The sequence below is a fragment of the Micromonospora sp. NPDC023737 genome, from assembly GCF_040639715.1.
In the GTDB taxonomy this organism is placed as follows: Bacteria; Actinomycetota; Actinomycetes; order Mycobacteriales; family Micromonosporaceae; genus Micromonospora.
On record NZ_JBFAAL010000005.1, the window covers coordinates 59557 to 78098 of the forward strand.

17 protein-coding genes are annotated in these 18542 nt (G+C 73.0%); 7 read left to right on the forward strand and 10 right to left on the reverse strand.

From position 1 onward, the window contains the following. Positions 1-25: 25 nt before the first annotated feature. The 3 genes from AB0F98_RS13580 (at position 26) to AB0F98_RS13590 (ending at position 3643) form a co-directional block, all read left to right on the forward strand. Positions 26-1114 (forward strand): Rieske 2Fe-2S domain-containing protein, encoded by a 1089-nt coding sequence (locus tag AB0F98_RS13580; protein ID WP_357733724.1) that lies wholly within the window; start codon positions 26-28, stop codon positions 1112-1114. Beyond that, positions 1111-2739: a cytochrome b N-terminal domain-containing protein gene (locus AB0F98_RS13585; protein ID WP_357733727.1), complete on the forward strand. Its 1629-nt coding sequence runs from the start codon at positions 1111-1113 to the stop codon at positions 2737-2739. The genes AB0F98_RS13580 and AB0F98_RS13585 overlap by 4 nt, the downstream gene beginning before the upstream one ends. A 211-nt stretch (positions 2740-2950) precedes the next feature. Then, positions 2951-3643, forward strand: a complete 693-nt coding sequence (locus AB0F98_RS13590) for a DUF4142 domain-containing protein (protein WP_357733730.1) — start codon at positions 2951-2953, stop codon at positions 3641-3643. Between the two features lie 132 nt (positions 3644-3775). Here AB0F98_RS13590 and AB0F98_RS13595 read toward each other — a convergent pair whose 3' ends face one another. From AB0F98_RS13595 to AB0F98_RS13620, 6 genes are all read right to left on the reverse strand, one after another. Beyond that, positions 3776-4090, reverse strand: a complete 315-nt coding sequence (locus tag AB0F98_RS13595; RefSeq protein ID WP_357733733.1) for a hypothetical protein — start codon at positions 4088-4090, stop codon at positions 3776-3778. Between the two features lie 111 nt (positions 4091-4201). Next, positions 4202-4489, reverse strand: coding sequence for an Lrp/AsnC ligand binding domain-containing protein (locus AB0F98_RS13600; RefSeq protein WP_076467996.1), 288 nt, complete (start codon positions 4487-4489; stop codon positions 4202-4204). A gap of 134 nt (positions 4490-4623) precedes the next feature. Then, positions 4624-5496 (reverse strand): sugar phosphate nucleotidyltransferase, encoded by an 873-nt coding sequence (locus AB0F98_RS13605; RefSeq protein ID WP_357733737.1) that lies wholly within the window; start codon positions 5494-5496, stop codon positions 4624-4626. Positions 5497-5498: 2 nt separating this feature from the next. Beyond that, positions 5499-6041: an NUDIX domain-containing protein gene (locus tag AB0F98_RS13610; RefSeq protein WP_357733740.1), complete on the reverse strand. Its 543-nt coding sequence runs from the start codon at positions 6039-6041 to the stop codon at positions 5499-5501. A gap of 53 nt (positions 6042-6094) precedes the next feature. Continuing rightward, positions 6095-7882 carry a RelA/SpoT family protein gene (locus tag AB0F98_RS13615; protein ID WP_357734689.1) on the reverse strand — a complete coding sequence of 596 codons (1788 nt, stop codon included), beginning with the start codon at positions 7880-7882 and terminating at the stop codon, positions 6095-6097. A 130-nt stretch (positions 7883-8012) separates the two neighbouring features. Further along, the gene (locus AB0F98_RS13620; protein WP_357733743.1) at positions 8013-9770 is read right to left on the reverse strand and encodes a DEDD exonuclease domain-containing protein; all 1758 of its coding nucleotides are present in this window, start codon (positions 9768-9770) and stop codon (positions 8013-8015) included. A gap of 127 nt (positions 9771-9897) precedes the next feature. Between AB0F98_RS13620 and AB0F98_RS13625 the strand changes: the two genes are divergently transcribed. The 4 genes from AB0F98_RS13625 (at position 9898) to AB0F98_RS13640 (ending at position 14437) form a co-directional block, all read left to right on the forward strand. Continuing rightward, a complete protein-coding gene (locus AB0F98_RS13625; RefSeq protein WP_357733746.1) occupies positions 9898-11376 on the forward strand; it encodes an NYN domain-containing protein in 1479 nt (492 codons plus the stop codon). Between the two features lie 243 nt (positions 11377-11619). Then, on the forward strand, positions 11620-11841 hold the full coding sequence (locus AB0F98_RS13630) for a hypothetical protein (RefSeq protein ID WP_357733749.1): 222 nt from the start codon (positions 11620-11622) through the stop codon (positions 11839-11841). A gap of 215 nt (positions 11842-12056) precedes the next feature. Further along, a complete protein-coding gene (locus tag AB0F98_RS13635; protein ID WP_357733752.1) occupies positions 12057-13316 on the forward strand; it encodes a M48 family metallopeptidase in 1260 nt (419 codons plus the stop codon). Continuing rightward, positions 13313-14437: a glycosyltransferase family 4 protein gene (locus AB0F98_RS13640; protein WP_357733755.1), complete on the forward strand. Its 1125-nt coding sequence runs from the start codon at positions 13313-13315 to the stop codon at positions 14435-14437. Before AB0F98_RS13635 ends, AB0F98_RS13640 begins: the two co-directional genes overlap by 4 nt. Before the next feature lie 44 nt (positions 14438-14481). On the opposite strand, the gene AB0F98_RS13645 is transcribed toward AB0F98_RS13640, so the two are convergent. The 4 genes from AB0F98_RS13645 to AB0F98_RS13660 all read right to left on the reverse strand — a co-directional run bounded on the left by AB0F98_RS13645 (position 14482) and on the right by AB0F98_RS13660 (position 18370). Further along, positions 14482-15153: a lysophospholipid acyltransferase family protein gene (locus AB0F98_RS13645; protein WP_357733758.1), complete on the reverse strand. Its 672-nt coding sequence runs from the start codon at positions 15151-15153 to the stop codon at positions 14482-14484. A gap of 27 nt (positions 15154-15180) precedes the next feature. Next, positions 15181-15765 (reverse strand): TetR/AcrR family transcriptional regulator, encoded by a 585-nt coding sequence (locus AB0F98_RS13650; protein ID WP_357733761.1) that lies wholly within the window; start codon positions 15763-15765, stop codon positions 15181-15183. Positions 15766-15807: 42 nt separating this feature from the next. Next, entirely contained in the window at positions 15808-17475 is a 1668-nt protein-coding gene (locus tag AB0F98_RS13655) for a bifunctional diguanylate cyclase/phosphodiesterase (RefSeq protein ID WP_357734692.1), read from the reverse strand. An 85-nt stretch (positions 17476-17560) separates the two neighbouring features. Continuing rightward, positions 17561-18370, reverse strand: a complete 810-nt coding sequence (locus AB0F98_RS13660; protein WP_357733764.1) for an SAM-dependent methyltransferase — start codon at positions 18368-18370, stop codon at positions 17561-17563. Between the last annotated feature and the right edge of the window lie 172 nt (positions 18371-18542).

The window sequence follows — 18542 nt, forward strand, 5'->3', positions numbered from 1 at the left end:
GCGCCGCCCGTAACGAGGTGACGGCATGAGCACGCACACCGAGCACCAGGCCCAGCAGGGTCGGGAGCCGCTCGACGTGAACACCCCCGGGCTTACCCGCTTCGACATCGTCCGCGAGGGCGCCCGCCGGGACGACATCGAGATCGTCCACTACGAGCCGCAGGTCGTGCCGGGCACGAAGGCCGAACGCCGGCTCGTCCGGTTGGTCGCCTGGCTCTTCCTGCTCTCCGGCCTGGTGGGGACGGCCTTCCTGGTCATCTACATCTGGTGGCCGTGGGAGTACGCCCCGGGCCGGGGCAGCGACAAGTGGTACAACCCGCTGCTCGGCGTCACCCTCGGCCTCTCCCTGCTCGGCATCGGTTTCGGCATCCTGACCTGGGGCAAGAAGCTGCTGCCCAAGGAGGTGTCGATCCAGGACCGGCACGAGGGCCAGGTGCGCGAGGACGAGCGCAGCATCACCGGCCAGACCATGCTCTACATGGCTGACGAGATGGGCGTGAAGCGTCGCCCGCTGCTCGGCATCTCGCTGCTGGCGGGCCTCGTGCCGGTCGGCGCGGTCGCCGCCGCGCCGCTGGTGGGCGGGCTGATCTCCAACCCGCACAAGGACAACCAGATGTTCACCACCGGGTTCGCCCCGGCGGAGGGTGGCCAGAGGATCCGGCTGGTCCGTGAGGACGGCCGCCCGGTCCGCCCCGCGGACATCAGCGCCGGCGGTCAGCTGACCGTCTTCCCCGGGATCGAGCACGGCATCAGCAACCGGCACGCGGACTCGCCGACGCTGCTGATCCACCTGCGGGACGAGGACGCGCGGGAGTCGCGCCAGGCCAACGAGCGGGTCGGCCACGGCGACTACATGTGGGGCAACTACGCGGCGTTCTCCAAGATCTGCACGCACGCGGGCTGCCCGGCCAGCCTCTTCGAGCAGCAGACCAACCGGCTGCTCTGCCCGTGCCACCAGTCGCAGTTCCTGATCACCGACAACGCCCGGCCCGTCTTCGGCCCCGCCAGCCGGCGGCTGCCGCAGCTGCCGATCGAGGTAGACTCCGAGGGCTTCTTCGTGGCGAAGTCCGACTACACCGAGACCGTCGGGCCAGACTTCTGGGAGCGGCCATGAAGCGTCGTAAGTTCGACCTGGCGGCTGCGCCGGGCAAGGCTGCGGCGGGGCTCGACGACCGCTTCCGGGCGGCTACCCCGCTGCGCCACCTGTTGAACAAGGTCTTCCCGGACCACTGGTCCTTCCTGCTCGGTGAGATCGCGCTCTTCTCGTTCATCGTGCTGCTGCTCACCGGCACCTTCCTGACCTTCTTCTTCGAGCCGTCGATGACGGAGGTGGTCTACAACGGCAGCTACGCGCCGCTGCGTGGCACGCCGATGTCCGCCGCGTACGCCTCCAGCCTGAACCTCTCCTTCGAGGTCCGCGGCGGTCTGATCATGCGGCAGATGCACCACTGGGCGGCGCTGCTGTTCATGGCCGCGATCGTCGTGCACATGCTGCGGGTCTTCTTCACCGGCGCGTTCCGCAAGCCGCGTGAGACCAACTGGATCATCGGTTCGCTGCTCTTCTGGGTCGGCTTCCTGGCCGGCTTCACCGGCTACTCGCTGCCGGACGACGGGCTCTCCGGCACCGGTCTGCGGATCGCGTCGGCGATCATGCTGTCCATCCCGGTGATCGGTTCCTGGCTCACCTCGTCGATCTTCGGCGGGGAGTTCCCCGGCACGATCATCATCAGCCGGTTCTTCATCGCCCACGTGCTGCTGATCCCGGCACTGCTGCTCGCTCTGATCAGCGTCCACCTGGGCCTGGTGTTCACGCAGAAGCACACCCAGTGGCCCGGCCCCGGCCGGACCAACGGCAACGTGGTCGGCGAGCGGATGTTCCCGCGGTACGCGATCAAGCAGGGCGGCTTCTTCATGATCGTCTTCGGCGTGATCGCGCTGATGGGCGGTCTGTTCCAGATCAACCCGATCTGGCTCTTCGGGCCCTACGAGGCCTGGGTCGTCTCCGCCGCCAGCCAGCCGGACTGGTACGTCATGTTCCTGGACGGCTCGACCCGGCTCATGCCGGCCTGGCAGATCGACATCCCGCTCGGCGACGGCTACGTGATCCCGCCGCTGTTCTGGCCGACGGTCGTGTTGCCCGGCATCCTGGTCGGTCTCTCCACGCTCTATCCGTTCCTGGAGGCCCGGCACCTCAAGGACTTCCGCAGCCACAACCTGCTCCAGCGGCCTCGCGACGTCCCGGCCCGCACCGCGGTGGGTGCCATGGCGGTCGCGTTCTACCTGGTGCTGACCCTCTCCGGGGCCAACGACGTCATCGCGGACAAGTTCCAGATCAGTTTGAACGCGATGACCTGGGCCGGCCGGGTCGGCCTGCTGATCCTGCCGCCGCTGGCGTACTACGTCACCTACCGGCTCTGCCTCGGTCTGCAGCAGCACGACCGTGAGGTGCTGGCGCACGGCGTGGAGACCGGCATCATCCGGCGGATGCCGGACGGCCGGTTCGTCGAGGTGCACCAGCCGCTGAGCGCGCAGGACCACGACGGCCACGGTGCGCTGGAGTACACCGGCTGGGTGGTGCCGAAGAAGATGAACCGGCTCGGTGCCCTCGGCCCGGCCATCCGGGGCTTCTTCTACCCCATCGAGAAGCCGGTCGAGGCGCCGGTCTCGCCGGGGCACCCGCCGGTCGAGCCCCGACCGGAGCGCGAGGAGATCAGCAGCGGTTCCGAGTCGCACCGCTGACCTCGACCTCACCTGGACGTGGCGTCCGCCGGATCACTCCGGTGGGCGCCACGTCCCGTTTGTGCCCTGTGGGCCCGGGTCGGAAGCGGGCTGAGTCGGCGCAGAGCGGACGCCGGCGCCCGACCGGGCCGTCCCCTCGCGCGCGGGGATCGCAGGAATAACCCCGGTGAGCCGGGTATCCGTGCGGTCCAACGTCTCACGGGGAGGAAGCATGTTGGGTATCAAACGTCTCGGCCTGCTGGCCGCGCTGGTGCTGGTCGGTGTCGCACCGGCCGCCGCAGCGCAGGCCAAGGCACAGCCGTCGGAGCAGGACACCCAGTACCTGCAGGCGATCCACCAGGTCAACCTGTTCGAGATCACCGCGGGTGAACTGGCCCAGCAGAAGGGCCAGAACCAGCGGGTCAAGGACCTGGGCAAGATGTTCGTGACCGACCACACGCAGCTGGACCAGACGGTGCAGCAGACCGCGTCTCAGCTCAACGTGCAGCTGCCCAAGGGGCCCACCGCTGACCAGCAGGCCGTGATCGACCGGCTGAACAACGCCAGCGGCAAGAACTTCGACACGGAGTGGGTGACCGCGCAGCTGGCCGGCCACCTGCAGGCCATCCAGGCCACCCAGACGGAGATCTCGCAGGGCTCCGAGCAGTCGGTGATCCAGCTGGCGCAGACCGCGCTGCCGGCCCTCCAGACGCACTATGACGAGCTGGTCCAGCTGGCGCAGCAGCTGGGTATCCCGGTCCCGCAGGCCAGCGCCTCCGGTACGCCGAGCCCCGGCGGCACGGAGACCGAGTCGCCGGCTCCGGGCGGTACGGAGACCGAGTCGCCCGCTCCGGGCGGTACCGAGACCGAGTCGCCCGCTCCGGGCGGCGGCACCACCGAGACCCCGGCTCCGGGCGTGAGCTGACCTCGGGAAGCACGAACGGCCGGTCCATCGTGCGATGGGCCGGCCGTTGCTCGTCCACCCGCAGCCGCCCGGGCCGGGCCCGTCACGGCCGACCGCGCCCGGCGAAGGCCGGCCGATCCATGACTGACGATGTCAACGTCGGTGAGGCCGACAGGGCAGGACCTCGGCGCGTACGAGCAACGCACGGTGCGCCGGTCCCACGACGGCGTACGGCGGCCGGGCATCCGGGGGTGGATGCCGGCCGACGGCGTGTGGTCGTGGAGGGTGCTGGTCGGTGGCCTTGGGGTGGCCCGTGCCCGCGTGCTTGATCCAGCAGGTGCGGGTGTTGACCGCAGCCTGCCGGCAGAGTTCCTCCCAGCCCTTGGCCGCGTCGTTGGTGGCGACGCGCGGGCTGTAGCCGCCGGGGTGTGGTGGTGGCGCGGCCCGGTCGCCGCGCTTTGCGCCCACTCGCCGGCCGGGCGCGCCACCGGCCCGAAGTGCTCGGCGCGGCGAGCACCTGGTGCAGGTCCTCGGTGAGCGCGCGGACCTGCGCGGCCAGGCCGCCCGCCGGTGGCGTCGTCAGTCCGCGTTGGCCAGACCGATCGCGAACGCCTCCTCGAGGTCGTGCTGGGAGTACGCCCGGAACGCGATGTGCGACTCGGTGTTGCTCACCCCCGGCACCTTCGAGATGCTGCCCGCGATCACCTCGGCGATCTGGTCGAACTCGCGTACGCGGACCACGGCGATCAGGTCGACGTGACCGGCGACCGAGTAGACCTCGCTGACGCCGGGAAGGTTGGCCAGGGTCTCGGCCACCTCGGGAATGGAGTCGGTGGCGCAGTCGATCAGCACGATCGCGGTGATCACGGGAAGGTTCTCCGTTCGTCGACGTCGTCGCTCACTCTAAGGCCTGTTTCATAAGACCACGCCCGGCTGGGCCGGGCCCCGGCGACGCCGGACGGCGTCGAGGCAGGCCCCTGGGCCCTGTCGTGTCGATCATGTCAAGCCGTGGCGGATGCCTGGCCGGCCGGCACGGTCAGGTCGTCACCGGCCCGGACGACCTCGTGCAGCCGCTCGCCGGCCCGCACCGTCGCGCCGGGCCAGACCACCGATCGGACGACCTCGCCGTGCACCACGGCGCCCGCCCCGACCACCGACTCCCGGCAGGGCCCGGTGACCGTGGCGGCCGGATCGACCAGGGCGTCGCCACCAGCCGCGTGCAGGTTGGCCGCCAGGTAGTCGGCCGGGGTGCCGGTGTCGTAGAAGGTGCCACGGTAGGGGACCACCCGTAGCGCGCCCGCCGCCTCGGCCGGTCGCCACACGGCGCGTACCAGGTCGCCGAATTCGACCGGCAGCTCCCGGACGAGCCGCCAGGGCAGCAGCGAGAACCCGGTGAACGCGTACCCGGCGAACGTCCCGGGTGCGCCGGGATCGGCGGCCGGCTGACCCAACAGCCGTACCTCGTCTCCGTCCCAGCCGGCGAGCAGCGCCGCGATGTCCGGTCCGGGGTCGGCGGTCGGGTCGGCGAGGTACGCGTCCGCGTTGCCGACCAGCACCGGCCGCCCGGCGATCCAGTCCTTCAGCTTCGCGACCCCGCCCGCGGTGCCGAGCGGGTCACCCGGCTCAACCGAGAGGTGGGCGCGGTCCCCGACGTGCTCGACCACCTGATCGGCCAGGTAGCAGGCGTTCACCGCGACCCGGGCCGCCCCGGACGGACCGAGTCCGGCGAGCCGGGCGAGCGCCCGGTCCAGCAGTGACACGTTTCCGACCGGGCAGAGCGCCTTGGGCAGCCGCTCGGTGAGCGGCCGTAGCCGGGTCCCCTCACCGGCGGCGAGCACCACCGCACAGAGGTCGTCCACGCCGGCCGGCACCACGCTCACACCTTCGTGTCGGGTACGGGCGGCGGGAACTGCCCCACCAGGGGGCCGATGTCGTAGTGCGCGAGCAGCCGGGCCGTCGCCCAGCTGAGCTGGGGCAGGTCGTCCAGCGGATGCCAGGCGGCCTCGAAGACCTCGGCGCCGTCGACCTTCAGTTCCGTGGTGGACGCCGGCACCTCCGCGGTGAAGACGACGTCCACCCAGCCCTTGGCGTGCACGACCGCGTTCGGTACGGCCGGACTGAGCTGGGCGGGGGAGAGCCGGATGCCGGACTCCTCGTACAGCTCACGGGCCGCGCCCACCACCGGGGCCTCATGCCGTTGCAGCAGCCCGGCGGGCAGCGTCCAGCCCTTGCCGGGCGGCTGGCGGAGCAGGAGCAACCGTCCCGCTCCCTCGGCTTCGGCGTCGCGAACCAGGGTGACCGCGCCGACGATGTACTTCGGCACGGCCAGCCGGACCAGTCGACGGCGTAGCGGTAGCGGCAGCCGGTAGAAGACCTGATAGCCGAGGGCCCTGCCGGTGGCGCGCGAGCGGGGGATCATGACACCAGGCTAATGGCGACGAATGCGGCTCGTGCCCGGCGGGGGGCTACTGGTCACTGGCGGTGGTCGACCAGGTCGATGAGCTGACGGACCACCTCGTTCGGCTCGATCACCCGGTCGAAGACCGCGACCAGCAGAGTCTCCAGGTCGGGGTAGCCGAGTTCCTCGGCGAGGCGCAGCAGCGGCAGGTCACTCGCCAGCCCTCGGTTGTGCTGGCGGAGCGTGAGTCCGAGAGTGGCCCGGCCGAGGCGCACCTTGTCGTTGATCGAAATGCCCGGTTCGGTGTGTTCGGCGAACCAGCGGTTGATCTGCATCTGCGCGTGCGGGGACTTCACGAAGCTGAGCCACTCCCGGCGAGGGCCCCGCGGCGCGGCCTCCGCCTCGAAGCCGTTGTCGGCGTCGTTCTCGGTGAAGATCTCGACGACGTCGCCCTCTTCCAGCTCGGAGGAGAGCGGGGCGAGCCTCCCGTTGATCCGGGCGGCCAGGCAGTGGTCACCCCGGTCGGTGCCGAGCTCGTACGCGAGGTCGACCGGTGTGGCACCGGCCGGCAGCACGATCTGCCGCCCTTCGGAGAAGACCTCGATCTGCGCCTCGGCCAGGTCGCAACGCAGCGACTCGAGGAACTGGGCCGGGTCGGCGGCGTCCTGCTCCCAGTCGAGCACCCGGTGCAGCCAGGCGAGTTGTTCGGCGCCGCCCGCGCCGCCGCCGACTCGCGGGAAGCGGTAGTCGGCGGCGATGCCGTACTCGGCCGAACGGTGCATCTCCTCGGTGCGGATGAGCACCTCGACGGTGCGGTCCCGCGGCCCGCACACGCTGGTGTGCAGAGAGCGGTAGAGGTTGTTCTTGGGCGAGGCGATGTAGTCCTTGAACCGGCCCGGCATCGGACGCCAGAGCCCGTGGACCGCGCCGAGTGCCGCGTAGCAGTCGGTCGGGGGGCCGTCGACCACCACGGCGATGCGCGGCAGATCGTACGGGGCGCTGTGATCGCCGGCGACCGTGTCCTTCCAGATCGAGTAGAGGTGCCGGGGTCGGGGCGCCACCTCGGCGTCGACCCGGCTGCGGCGCAGCGCCACCTTGACCTGGGAGACCACCTGGGCGAGGTACGCGTCCCAGCCGGGTCGGTCGTGCACGTGCCGGGCGATGCGGGCGTGCTCCTCCGGGTGCAGGTGCAGCAGCACCACGTCGTCCAGCTCCCGCTTGAGCGTCTGAATGCCGAGCCGGTCGCAGAGCGGGACGAGCACCTCCTCGGTCTTGCGGGCGATCCGCTCGCGGGAGGCGGCCGACCGGACGCCGAGGGTACGCATGTTGTGCAGCCGGTCGGCCAGCTTGATGATCAGGACCCGGACGTCCCGGCCGGCCGCGATGATCATCTTGCGGATCGTCTCGGCCTCGGCGGCCTTGCCGTAGAAGGCCTTGTCGAACTTGGTGACCCCGTCGACCAGGTGGGCCACCTCCGCCCCGAAGTCGTCGGAGAGGGCCTGGAGCGTGTAGCGGGTGTCCTCGACCGTGTCGTGCAGCAGCGCGGCGACCAGGGTGGTGGTGTCCATCCCGAGGTCGGCGCAGATCTGGGCGACCGCGAGCGGGTGGGTGATGTACGGCTCCCCGCTCTTGCGGAACTGCCCGCGGTGCATGGTCTCGGCGATCGCGTACGCCCGGCGCAGCACCGCGGGGTCGGCGCCGGCGTGGATGGCGCGGTGTGCGCGTACCAGTTGGCTGACCGGGTCGGACTCGGCGGTCGGCCAGTTGAGCAGCGACCGGAGTCGGCGGGTCAGTGGCAGGTCACCTGCTCTGGTGGGAAGCGCGCCCCCCAGGGCGGCGCCGTGTCCGGCGTCGACGTCCACGAGGGACACCTCCTCACCCCGGCCCCGCGGCCGCCGGGAGACCGGCAACCGGGAGCAGGCCCACGAATCGGGCAGGAATGCACTTCTCTAACAGACTAAGCGAGTAGACGTAGTCCGATCGGTCAGTTGGTCATGAGCGTTCGGTCGAGAGTTGATGGGCCGCGGCGGCCTCCGCCTTGGCCAGGAGGTCGCGGAACCGTGCCGCGCCACGTACCCGGGACGACCATCCGGAGGACATCTCGACCAACCGGGTCTCCGGTCGTTCCAACCAGGACAGGATCCGTTCCGACTCCTCCGCGGAGGCGCGGGGGACCGGCCCGTGACCGGGCGGAACCGTCTCGGCGGTGGCGCGGATCGCGGCCAGCGTCGGTCGTGGGTGGACGCCCGGCGGTGACACGCCGGCACCGGCCAACCGACCGTGCCGGACCAGCGCCAGCTCCCAGCCACCCCCGGCGGCGGGACGGGCCGCGGCCAGCTCGGCGATGCCGGTGAGCGCGGCCAGTCGCTGCATCCGCACCGCCGCGCGCAGCAGCGCCACCAGCCGCGCGCGGACCACCGCGGCCTCCTCGTAGCGCTGGTCGCGGGAGAGCGCCTCGATCCGGGCCAGCAGGGCGTCCACCACCACCTGCGGGTCGTCGGCGGTCGCCGCGCGGAACGGGGCGGCCGCCTCCTCGTCGTACACCTCCGGGCTGATCCGGTGCTCGCAGGGCGCCGGGCAGCGACCCAGCTCGGCCAGGGCGCAGGCCGGCGTGACGGTACGCAGCGAGAGCCGGTGGGTGCACTGGCGCAACGGCACCGCGTCGTAGAAGCCGGCGGCGGCCAGCTCGGCGGTGCGCCGAGAGGTGAACGGCCCGAGGTAGGCCCGGTCGGTGGGGGCGAGCTCGCGGACCACCGACAGCCGCGGGTAGTGCTCGTCGGTGAGCTTGAGCCAGAGCATCCGTTCCGGATACTTCGACCGGCGGTTGTACGGCGGGGCGTGCGCGGCGATCAGCCGCAGCTCCCGGACCTCCGCCTCCAGCGAGTGCGCGCACTCGACCGCCTCGACCCGCTCGGCGGCGGCGAGCATCTCCGAGATCCGGGCCCGCCTCTCCGCCGCCGTGAAGTAGCTGCGAACCCGGGTGGCGATGTCACCGGAGGTGCCGACGTACAGCGGCCGGTCGTCGGCGGCGCGGAAGATGTACACGCCCGGCGCCTTCGGCAGCCCCTCGGCCAGGTGCCGCTTCCGGCGCTGGGTGGGCGTGACCGCCTTGGCGAACTCGATCGCGTCGCCGACGGTCTCCACCCGGTGCCCGCCGAGCCGGCCGATCAGCGCGTGCAGCACGTCGACGGTCGCCTTGGCGTCGTCCAGGGCACGGTGACTCGGCGGGGTGGCGGTGCGGAAGTACGCGGCGAGGGTGCCGAGCTTGCGGTTGGGCACCTCGTCGCGGGTCAGTACGCGGCGGGCCAGCGCGGCCGTGTCCAGCACCCGGGGGTTGGGCCAGCGGTAGCCGTGCCGGGCGCAGGCGGCCTTGAGGAAGCCGACGTCGTAGGGCGCGTTGTGGGCCACCAGCACGGCGTCGGCGATGAACTCCAGGAAACTCGGCAGCACCTGCTCGATCGGCGGCGCCGGCACCACCATGGCCTCGGTGATGCCGGTCAGCACGGTGATGAACGGCGGGATCGGCTGCCCCGGGTTGACCAGGGTGGCGAGCACACCCAGTTCCTCGCCGCCGCGCACCTTGACCGCGCCGATCTCGGTGATCCCGCCGCCGTCGGGAGCCCCACCGGTGGTCTCCAGGTCGACCACCACGAAGGTGGTCGCGTACAGCGGCAGGGCCGGGTCGACACCGCCGCCAGCGGCGGTGTCGAGGCCCGCCAGCGTCTGCTGGACGTACTCCGCCTGTGCCATCCGCGGCACCGTAACGTTCCGGTCCGACACTCCGTTCTCAGCAGTCCCACGAGTCACCACCAGGCTAGGATGAGAGATCGGCTCACTCACCGGGCGGTGGGCCCGGCTGCGGTGGGAGACTTGCCACATGCCCCTCACCGAGCCGTACGACGACCACCTCCCGCCGGAGGGCCGGGCCGCCGCTGCGCGCGACACGGGTGAGGTGGGCGGGCCGGCCGGATCGGACGAGGCGGTGACCCCTGCTGACGCCGGCGTCGAGGCCGCCACGGACGCTGCCGGCACGGCGGACGACCGGGCTCCGGAGCCCGAGCCGGTCCTGCCCGAGCCGGTACGGCAGCGGATCGTGACCCTCACCGCCGCGGTGCTGCCCGGTCTCCCCGCCGACGAGGTGCCCGTGCCGCTGCGTCGGGTGGCCAAGTTCGCGCCCAACCGCCGGGCTCGGCTCGGCGCTCCGGCGATCGCCGCCCAGCTGACCGCCGACCCGCTCTTCCGGCAGCGGGTCAGCGCCCGGGTACTGACCGACGCGGGCGACCTCGGCGCGGCCGTGGTCGAGGGCACCGCCCCGGCCGCCGCCGACCCGGTCGAGGTGGCCGCCCTCGCCTACCTGGCCCGACCGCGTGGGTGGCGGGACCTGATCGAGGCGAGCGGCGCGGCGGTACGCGCCGAGGCGGACAGCGCGGTCGTCGCCGAGCTGGTACGCGAGGCGGAGCAGCGGGCCACCCGGGCCGAGCACGACCGGGCGGTGGCCCGGGTCGAGGCGGAGAAGCTCCGTGACGAGTTGGCCCGGGTCCGTGAGGAGCTCGGCCAGCAGCGTGAGGAGGCCCGGCAGCTGGCCCGTACCCTCCGCGAGACGCAGGCCCGGGAGCGGCGGGCCAACGAACTGCTCGCCACCGAGCGTGGCCGGGCGGCCCGGGCGACCGCCGACTCCGAAGCGGAGCTGCGCCGGGTCCGGGCCCGGCTGGCCGAGGCCGAGGCCGCCGCCGGCGCGGCCCGCTCCAGCGCCAAGGAGGCCCGCTCGGTCGACGACGCCCGGCTGTGGCTGCTGCTGGAGACGATCAGCCAGGCCTCGGTCGGGCTGCGCCGCGAGCTGGCGCTCGATCCGGTCGACACCCTCCCGGCCGACTTCGTGGCCGAGGCGTTCGCCGACCAGCCCGGCACCGCGCCCGGCGCCGCGACGCGGGCCCGGGACACCGACGACCCGGCCCGGCTGGACCAGTTGCTGGCCCTGCCGCGGGCACACCTCGTGGTGGACGGCTACAACGTCACCAAGCGCGGTTTCGGCGAGATGTCGCTGGAGCAGCAGCGCAAGCGCCTGATCACGGGGCTGGGTGGGATCGCCGCGCAGACCGGCGACGAGGTGACAGTGGTCTTCGACGGCGCCGAGCGCATCCCCGGGCTGCCGCCCACCCCGCGCGGCGTGCGGGTGCTCTTCTCCCGGAAGGGGGAGACCGCCGACGACCTGATCCGGCGTCTGGTCCGTGCCGAGCCGCCCGGCCGGCCGGTGGTGGTGATCTCCTCCGACCGCGAGGTCGCCGACGGGGTACGCCGGCACGGCGCGTACCCGCTCGGCGCCGACTCGCTGCTGCGCCGCCTGGCCCGCTCCTGACCTTCGTCGCGCAGGCCTGGGCGGCGGGTGCCTGCCCGCTCGGATGATCCACTCGGGTTCGACGAAGTCGGGCTGACCCGCAGCCGTTGATGCCCCGACTTCGTCGCCGTCGAGTCGGTCGACGCCGGTTCGCGGCTCGTTGTCCGGTTCTGTCATACCCGGCGCATACCGTGGGCGTGACCGATGGTGGTCGGGTGGCGACGTTGGGTCGTCCAGGCCGCCGCAGCCCGTCAGGAGGCGTTCATGCTCATCGACTGCGAGCGGTGCCGCATCCGGGGTGCCAGCTGTTCCGGCTGCCTGGTGACCGCCCTGCTCGACGACAGTTCCCCCACGGCCGACCTCGGCGCGGCCGAGTACCGGGCGATCGAGATGTTCGTCCGGGCGGGGTTCGAGGTGGAGGTGCTGCCCGCGCCGCGGCCGCCGGCCGCGCAGCCCCGGCCGCTGCGCCGCCGTCGAATCGCCTGATCCCGCCACGCCGATGCCGGCCGACTCCGATCCGCCGATGCTCCGCGCGGGCGATCCCGCTCGTCGCGTCCCGCCGGCCGTTCGGTGTGAGCCGGCGGGCACCGGCGCCGCGGTGGCGGACGGGAGCCCTAGGATTGGCGGTCACAGCGGGAGGAGCGCGGGATGACGCGGGTATCGCGGGGCGGTAACGGGCGCCCGCGCGGCGGGGTGCCGCGATGAGCCCGCGCGGCTGGGCGGTGCTGGCGCTGGCCGGGCTGGCCCTCGCGCTGGTGGTCGTCACCGCGCTGCTGATCCCCTGGAACCGTCCGCCGGCGCCCCGCGCCGACCAGCTCGCCGCGTTGCGCGCCCTGCCGGCCGACCAGGTGGTGCACGGGCGCGAGTTCCGGGCCGCGCTGCGCCCGGGCGGTTACGCGAGCCTCGTCGTGGGCCTGCTGATCGCCCTCGCCCTGGGGCTGACCCCGCTGGGCAGCCGCCTGATCGAGCTGGCCGGGCGCCCCTTCGGCGGGCACTGGATCGCCCAGGCCGTGCTCGGCGGTCTCGCCGTGGTGCTCATCGCCGACCTGGTCACTCTGCCGTTCTCCGCCTGGCGGCAGGCCGTGCTCACCCGCTACGGGCTGAGCACCAACGGCTGGGGTGGCTGGGTGGTCGACCTGCTCAAGTCGTACGCGGTGAGCGCGGTGGTCGGCGCGGTGGCGCTGCTCGGCTTCTACGCGGTCATCCGGCTCGCCCCGCGCTGGTGGTGGGCGTTCGGCGCGGCCGGGGCGGCCGGCCTGGTGGTGTTGCTCTCCTTCGTCCTGCCGGTGCTGGTGGAACCGGTGTTCAACCGCTTCACCCCGATGGAGCAGGGCCCGCTGCGTACCGAGCTGATGGCGATGGCGGCGCGCGACGGCGTACCGGTGCGGGACGTCCTGGTCGCCGACGCGTCCCGCCGGACGCGGGCGGTGAACGCGTACGTCTCGGGTATCGGGCCGACCCGACGCGTGGTCGTCTACGACACCCTGCTGCGCGAGGCCCCGCCAAAGGAGGTGACCGCAGTCGTCGCGCACGAGCTGGGGCACGCCCGGGACCGTGACGTCACGGTGGGCACGCTGACCGGCGCGCTCGGCGCCGCCGCGGCGGTGGTCGCGCTCTACCTGATCGGCTCGTGGGCGCCACTGCTGAGGCTGGCCGGCGTCGACTCGGTCGCCCAGCCGCGCGCGTTTCCGCTGCTGGTGGCCCTGGTGACGGTCGTCGGGCTGGTCGCCACGCCGATCCAGGCCCTGATCTCCCGGCGGGTCGAGGCACGTGCCGACGCGCACGCGCTCGCGCTCACCGGCGACGCGGCCGCCTTCGAGTCCATGCAGCGCCGGCTGGCCACGGTCAACCTGGCCGATCCGGACCCGCCACGCTGGGAGTACCTCTACTCCGCAACCCACCCGTCCACTGTCGAGCGGATGGCCGCCGCCCGCGCCTACGCCAGGGAGGCCGGTAGATGAGCCGGACGTTGCTGGTCACGAACGACTTCCCGCCCCGCCCCGGTGGGATCCAGTCCTTCGTGCACAACCTCGCGGTGCGCCAGCCCACCGGCTCGGTGGTGGTCTACGCGTCCAGCTGGCGCGGGGCGGAGAAGTTCGACGCCGACCAGCCGTTCGAGGTGATCCGGGAACGCACCCGGGTGCTGCTGCCCACCCCGCTGGTGGCGCGGCGGGCCGCGCGGCTCGCCCGCGCGTACGACTGCGACACGGTGTGGTTCGGCGCGGCGGCTCCGCTCGGGCTGCTCGCCGGCGGACTACGCCGCCGGGCGGGGATCCGCCGGATCGTGGCGCAGACGCACGGGCACGAGATCGGCTGGGCGGCGCTGCCCGGCGCCCGGGCGGCGCTGCGTCGCATCGGGCGGGGCGTCGACGTGACCACCTATCTCGGTGAATACACGCGGGTTCGGCTGGCGCGGGCGTTGACCGGACTCACCGAGCTGCACCGGCTCGCGCCCGGGGTGGACGTCGACACGTACCACCCGGACGTCGACGGTGAGCCGGTGCGGGCCCGGCTGGGGCTCTCCGACCGGCCGGTCGTGGTCTGCGTGTCCCGGCTGGTTCCGCGCAAGGGCCAGGACATGCTCATCCGAGCGATGCCCGAGATCATCCGCCGGGTCCCCGACGCCGCTCTGCTGGTGGTCGGTGGTGGGCCGTACCGGGCCGCGCTCGAGAAGCTGGCCCGCCAGGTCGGTGTGGACCGGGACGTGGTCTTCACCGGGTCGGTGCCGGCGGCTGAACTGCCCGCGCACTACGCGGCCGGCGACGTCTACGCGATGCCGTGCCGTACCCGCAACCGGGGGCTGGACGTGGAGGGCCTCGGCATCGTCTACCTGGAGGCGTCCGCGACCGGCCTGCCGGTGGTGGCCGGCGACTCCGGCGGCGCGCCGGACGCGGTACGCGAGGGGGAGACCGGGTACGTGGTGAACGGCCGTGACGTCGCGCAGCTCGCCGACCAGGTCTCCCGGCTGCTCGTCGACCGGGACCTGGCCCGACAGTTCGGTGCCGCCGGGCGGGCCTGGGTGGAGCAGGAGTGGCGCTGGGAGACCCAGGCCCAGCGGATGGCCGCCCTGCTCGCCGGTTGACCGGCGGACCGCACCTGCGGGCCGGGCCACCGACCCGCAGGGGCTCAGGCGGCCAGGTTCTCCCGCTTCGGGGCGTACCGGGGCACGTACTCCTGGCCGGTCAGCTGCTGGATCGCCGCCATCACCTCGTCGGTGAGCGTCCGGATGTCGCGTGGCCCGTGGATGCGCCCGGCCACCGGGATCGGTGGACCGAACCGTAGCGTCACCGGGTGCCGGCGGGGCAGCCGCGCGTCGATCGGCAGCACCTCCGCGGTGCCGAGGACACCGACCGGGATGATCGGCACGTTGGCGTCCCGGGCCAGCCGCACCACGCCGGTACGGCCGCGGTGCAGCCGTCCGTCGGGGGAGCGGGTGCCCTCCGGGTAGACGGCGACGAGACCGCCGGCGCGGAGCACGGGCACGGCGGCGTCGAACGCGGTGAGCACCGCCCGGCCACCGGCGCGTTCGACCGCGATGGCGCCCATGCCGCTGACGAGGCGGCGGCTGAGCCAGCCGCGCACACCCCCGCCGGAGAAGTACTCCGACTTGGCCCAGAAGGCGATGCGGCGGGGTGTGACGGCGGCCAGGAAGAGCTCGTCGGCGACCGAGAGGTGGTTGCCGGCGAGGATGGCGCCGCCGTGGCGGGGCACGTGCCCGAGCCCCTCCACCTGTGGCTGCCAGCCGAGTCGCAGGGCGTTTCCGACGGTCAGCTTGCCGAGGTCGTACAGCAGGGGCACGGTTCCTCCGATCGGATGCGGAACGGGTCAGGCGGTGGCGGGGCCGAGGTGCGCGTCGAGCGCGGCCCGCAGGAGCGCGTCGTCGTCGGTGGCGCCGGTCGCCAGTTGCAGGCTCCTCCAGGCCCAGAGCTGCGCGAGGCCGTGCAGGTTGGCCCAGAGCGCGCCGGCGAGGACGGTGGCGTCGGCGTCGGTCGGTCGCCGTGTCTGCGCGACGAGGTCGACCAGCAGGGTGAACAGCGGCAGGCTGGTGTCGCGTAGCCCGAGCCGGCCGCTGTTCAGCAGGTCGTGGCGGAACATCAGCTCGAACATCCCGCGCTGCGCGGCGGCGTAGTCGAGGTAGGCCCGGCCGAGGGCGAGGAGGCGTTCGCGCGGGTCGGGTCCGGCGTCGCGCACGGTCGTGGCGACCCGGGCGCCGAGGTCGGCGTACCCCTGCCGGGCGATCGCCGAGAGCAGGTCGAGATGGGTGGGGAAGTAGCGTCGGGGCGCACCGTGCGAGACCCCGGCTCGGCGGGCGATGTCCCGCAGTGAGACCGCCCCGTGCCCCTCGTCGCGCACCAGGGCCACCCCGGCGGCGATCAGCCGCGTGCGGACGTCCGCCTCCGAATCCGACATGGACACTGTCTACCAGGCGGACGTAGACAGTGTCTACGGTTGTCAGCCGACGCGTTCCAGGATCCGCTCCGCTGGTGCGGGACGCCCGAAGTGCCACCCCTGGCCGGCGTCGCAGCCGATCGCCCGCAGCCGTTGGGCCTGACCGGCCGTCTCCACCCCCTCGGCGGTCACCGTGAGGTCGAGCGCGTGCGCCAGCGACACGAGTGAGGCGAGGATCCGCTCATCGGTACGGCTGCCCGGATCGGCCGCCGGCGCGCGCAGCCCGGCGACGAACTCACCGGCCACCTTCAGCTCGGTCACCGGCAGGTCCCGCAGGTACGCCAGGTTGCTGTAGCCGGTGCCGAAGTCGTCGATGGCGATCCGTACGCCGAGATCGGCGAGGCCGCGCAGGGCACGTACCGGCTCCTCGGTGGTGCTCATCATGGTGCTCTCGGTGATCTCCAACTGGAGCCGTTCCGGCGGCAGCCCGGTGCGCTCCAGCAGGTCGTGCACCTCCTGCACCAGGCCCGGTCGGTGCACCTGGCGCACCGCCAGGTTGACGCTGACGAAAGGCGTCCGGCCGCCCTGCGCCGACCAGCGCTCCGCTTGGCGGCACGCCTCGCCGAGCACCCAGGCGCCGAGCGGCACGATGAGCCCCGTCTCCTCGGCCAGGCCGATGAAGCTGCCCGGTCGCAGCACGCCGAGCTCCGGGTGGCGCCACCGCACCAACGCCTCCACACCGAGCAGACTGCCGTCGCGCAGCGAGGTCAGCGGCTGGTAGTCGAGGTAGAACTCGCCCCGTTCCAACGCGGGTGGGATGGCCGCCGAGAGCGCGTACCGGGCCAGCTCCCGTCGGTTGCGCTCGGCGTCGAACACCTCCCACCGGGCGCCGCCGGCCGCCTTGGCCCAGTGCAGCGTGCTGTCGGCGGCGCGCATCAGGTCGCTCGGCGTGGTGCCGGCGACCTGCCGTTCCGCGATGCCGATACTCGCCGTGACCACCAGCTCGTGACCGTCGACGGTGGCCGGTTCGCGTACCGCGGCCAGTGCCGCGTCGGCCACCGCGACCACGTCGTCGGTGCCGCCGGTCCGTTCCACCAGGATGACGAACTCGTCCCCGCCGAGCCGGGCGACCAGGTGCCCGTCGAGGGCCCGGCGCAGCCGCTCGGCGACCGTGATGAGCAGCCGGTCGCCGACCTGGTGGCCGAGCGAGTCGTTCACCACCTTGAACCGGTCGAGGTCGATGAAACAGAGCCCGATCCGCTGCCCACCCCGGCCGGGCTCGTTGAGCGCCGCGGTGAGCCGCTCGGTGAAGAGCACCCGGTTGGGCAGATCGGTGAGCGGGTCGTGGGTCGCCTGGCGGCGGAACCGTGCCTCGCTGTCGCGCAACGCGCGCTCCGCCTGCGTACGGGCCATCATGGCGGCCCGCCGGATCGACTCCTGCTCGTCGAGGGTTCGGTCGCGCAGCGCCCGGGCGTACCCGGTGGCCACCGCGGCGAGCAGCCGGGCCATCCGGTCCTCGACGTCGTCGCCCACCAGGCCCAGGTCGCGGATCATCCGGAGCTGGAGGACCTCGACCGTGCGGCCGAGCCCCTCCACCGAGGCGATGTGGTTGGCGACCAGCTCGGTGCCGACCCGGTGACCGGGGCGTACGTCGAACGGCTCGGTCCGCAGCGCGGCGGCCAACTGGTCGGCGAGACGTTGCAGCAGCGCCTCCAGCTGCGCCTGGGGCATCGGCAGGTAGCTGGTGCCGCTGACCGCCTTGGCCCAGGCGCGGGCGAACGTCCCGGGACGCGACGATGCCCGCAGCGGCGCCGACTCAGCCACCGAGCCGCCCGACGCCACCCAGGAAGACGGACCGCTCCGCGTCCTCCGCGCTCTCCGGTGACTCCGGACGCCACTGCGGCACCCACACCACGCCCGGCTCGACCAGCGTGAAACCGTCGAAGAAGGCGGTCAGCTCGGGCCGGCTGCGCACCCAGAGCGGGTTGTCGGTGTGCCGGTAGACGTTCTGTGCCTCGGTGCGCTCATTCTCGCTGCGTCCCTCGTCGCTGGCCTGCGAGAGCACCAGATGGCTGCCCGGCACGAGCGCGTCCCGCAGGACGCCCAGGATCTCGGCGGGCCGGTCGTCGTCGGCGATGAAGTGCAGCACCGCCACGGCCATCACGGCGATCGGCTCGTCGAAGTCGAGCAGGCCGCGTACGTCCGGGTGGGCGAGGATCCGCTCGGGACGGCGCAGGTCCTCCTGGACCACCGCGGCGCGATCGTCGCCGGCGAGGATCTCCCGGCTGTGCGCCACCGCCACCGGGTCGACGTCCACGTAGACGACGCGGGACTCGGGCGCCGTCCGCCGGGCGATCTCGTGCACGTTTCCCACCGTCGGTATGCCGGAGCCGATGTCCAGGAACTGGCGTACGCCCGCCCCGGTGAGGAACTGCACCGCCCGCCGGAGGAACGCCCGGTTGGCCTGGGCCATGAGGGGCGCCTCCGGAACCGCGGCCACCATCGCCCGGGCGGCGGCCCGATCGGCGGCGAAGTTGTGCGAGCCGCCGAGGTAGTAGTCGTACATGCGGGCCACGCTCGGGCGTTCGATGTCGATCGTCTCGGGTGCCCAGTCCGGCCGCTGCATGCGCTCCACCCCTAACCGTCGGCGGCGCGAGCCTCGTTGCCCGCCCGCCACCGCGGTATTCTGCCCGGCCGAGTGCCCGGGTGACCATAGTCGGCCACCACTTCGGCCGCCGACGCCGGTCGATACGCGAGATCCGCGCCGGCCCGTCCGGCCGACGCGGATCCAGTGGCGT

Coding starts and splice junctions, on each gene's coding strand:
- AB0F98_RS13580 (WP_357733724.1), top strand. CDS start 26: ATGAGCACGCACACCGAGCACCAGGCCCAGCAGGGTCGGGAGCCGCTC.
- AB0F98_RS13585 (WP_357733727.1), top strand. CDS start 1,111: ATGAAGCGTCGTAAGTTCGACCTGGCGGCTGCGCCGGGCAAGGCTGCG.
- AB0F98_RS13590 (WP_357733730.1), top strand. CDS start 2,951: ATGTTGGGTATCAAACGTCTCGGCCTGCTGGCCGCGCTGGTGCTGGTC.
- AB0F98_RS13610 (WP_357733740.1), bottom strand. CDS start 6,041: ATGATCCCCCGCTCGCGCGCCACCGGCAGGGCCCTCGGCTATCAGGTC.
- AB0F98_RS13620 (WP_357733743.1), bottom strand. CDS start 9,770: ATGGCACAGGCGGAGTACGTCCAGCAGACGCTGGCGGGCCTCGACACC.
- AB0F98_RS13625 (WP_357733746.1), top strand. CDS start 9,898: ATGCCCCTCACCGAGCCGTACGACGACCACCTCCCGCCGGAGGGCCGG.
- AB0F98_RS13630 (WP_357733749.1), top strand. CDS start 11,620: ATGCTCATCGACTGCGAGCGGTGCCGCATCCGGGGTGCCAGCTGTTCC.
- AB0F98_RS13635 (WP_357733752.1), top strand. CDS start 12,057: ATGAGCCCGCGCGGCTGGGCGGTGCTGGCGCTGGCCGGGCTGGCCCTC.
- AB0F98_RS13640 (WP_357733755.1), top strand. CDS start 13,313: ATGAGCCGGACGTTGCTGGTCACGAACGACTTCCCGCCCCGCCCCGGT.
- AB0F98_RS13650 (WP_357733761.1), bottom strand. CDS start 15,765: ATGTCGGATTCGGAGGCGGACGTCCGCACGCGGCTGATCGCCGCCGGG.
- AB0F98_RS13655 (WP_357734692.1), bottom strand. CDS start 17,475: ATGCCCCAGGCGCAGCTGGAGGCGCTGCTGCAACGTCTCGCCGACCAG.
- AB0F98_RS13660 (WP_357733764.1), bottom strand. CDS start 18,370: ATGCAGCGGCCGGACTGGGCACCCGAGACGATCGACATCGAACGCCCG.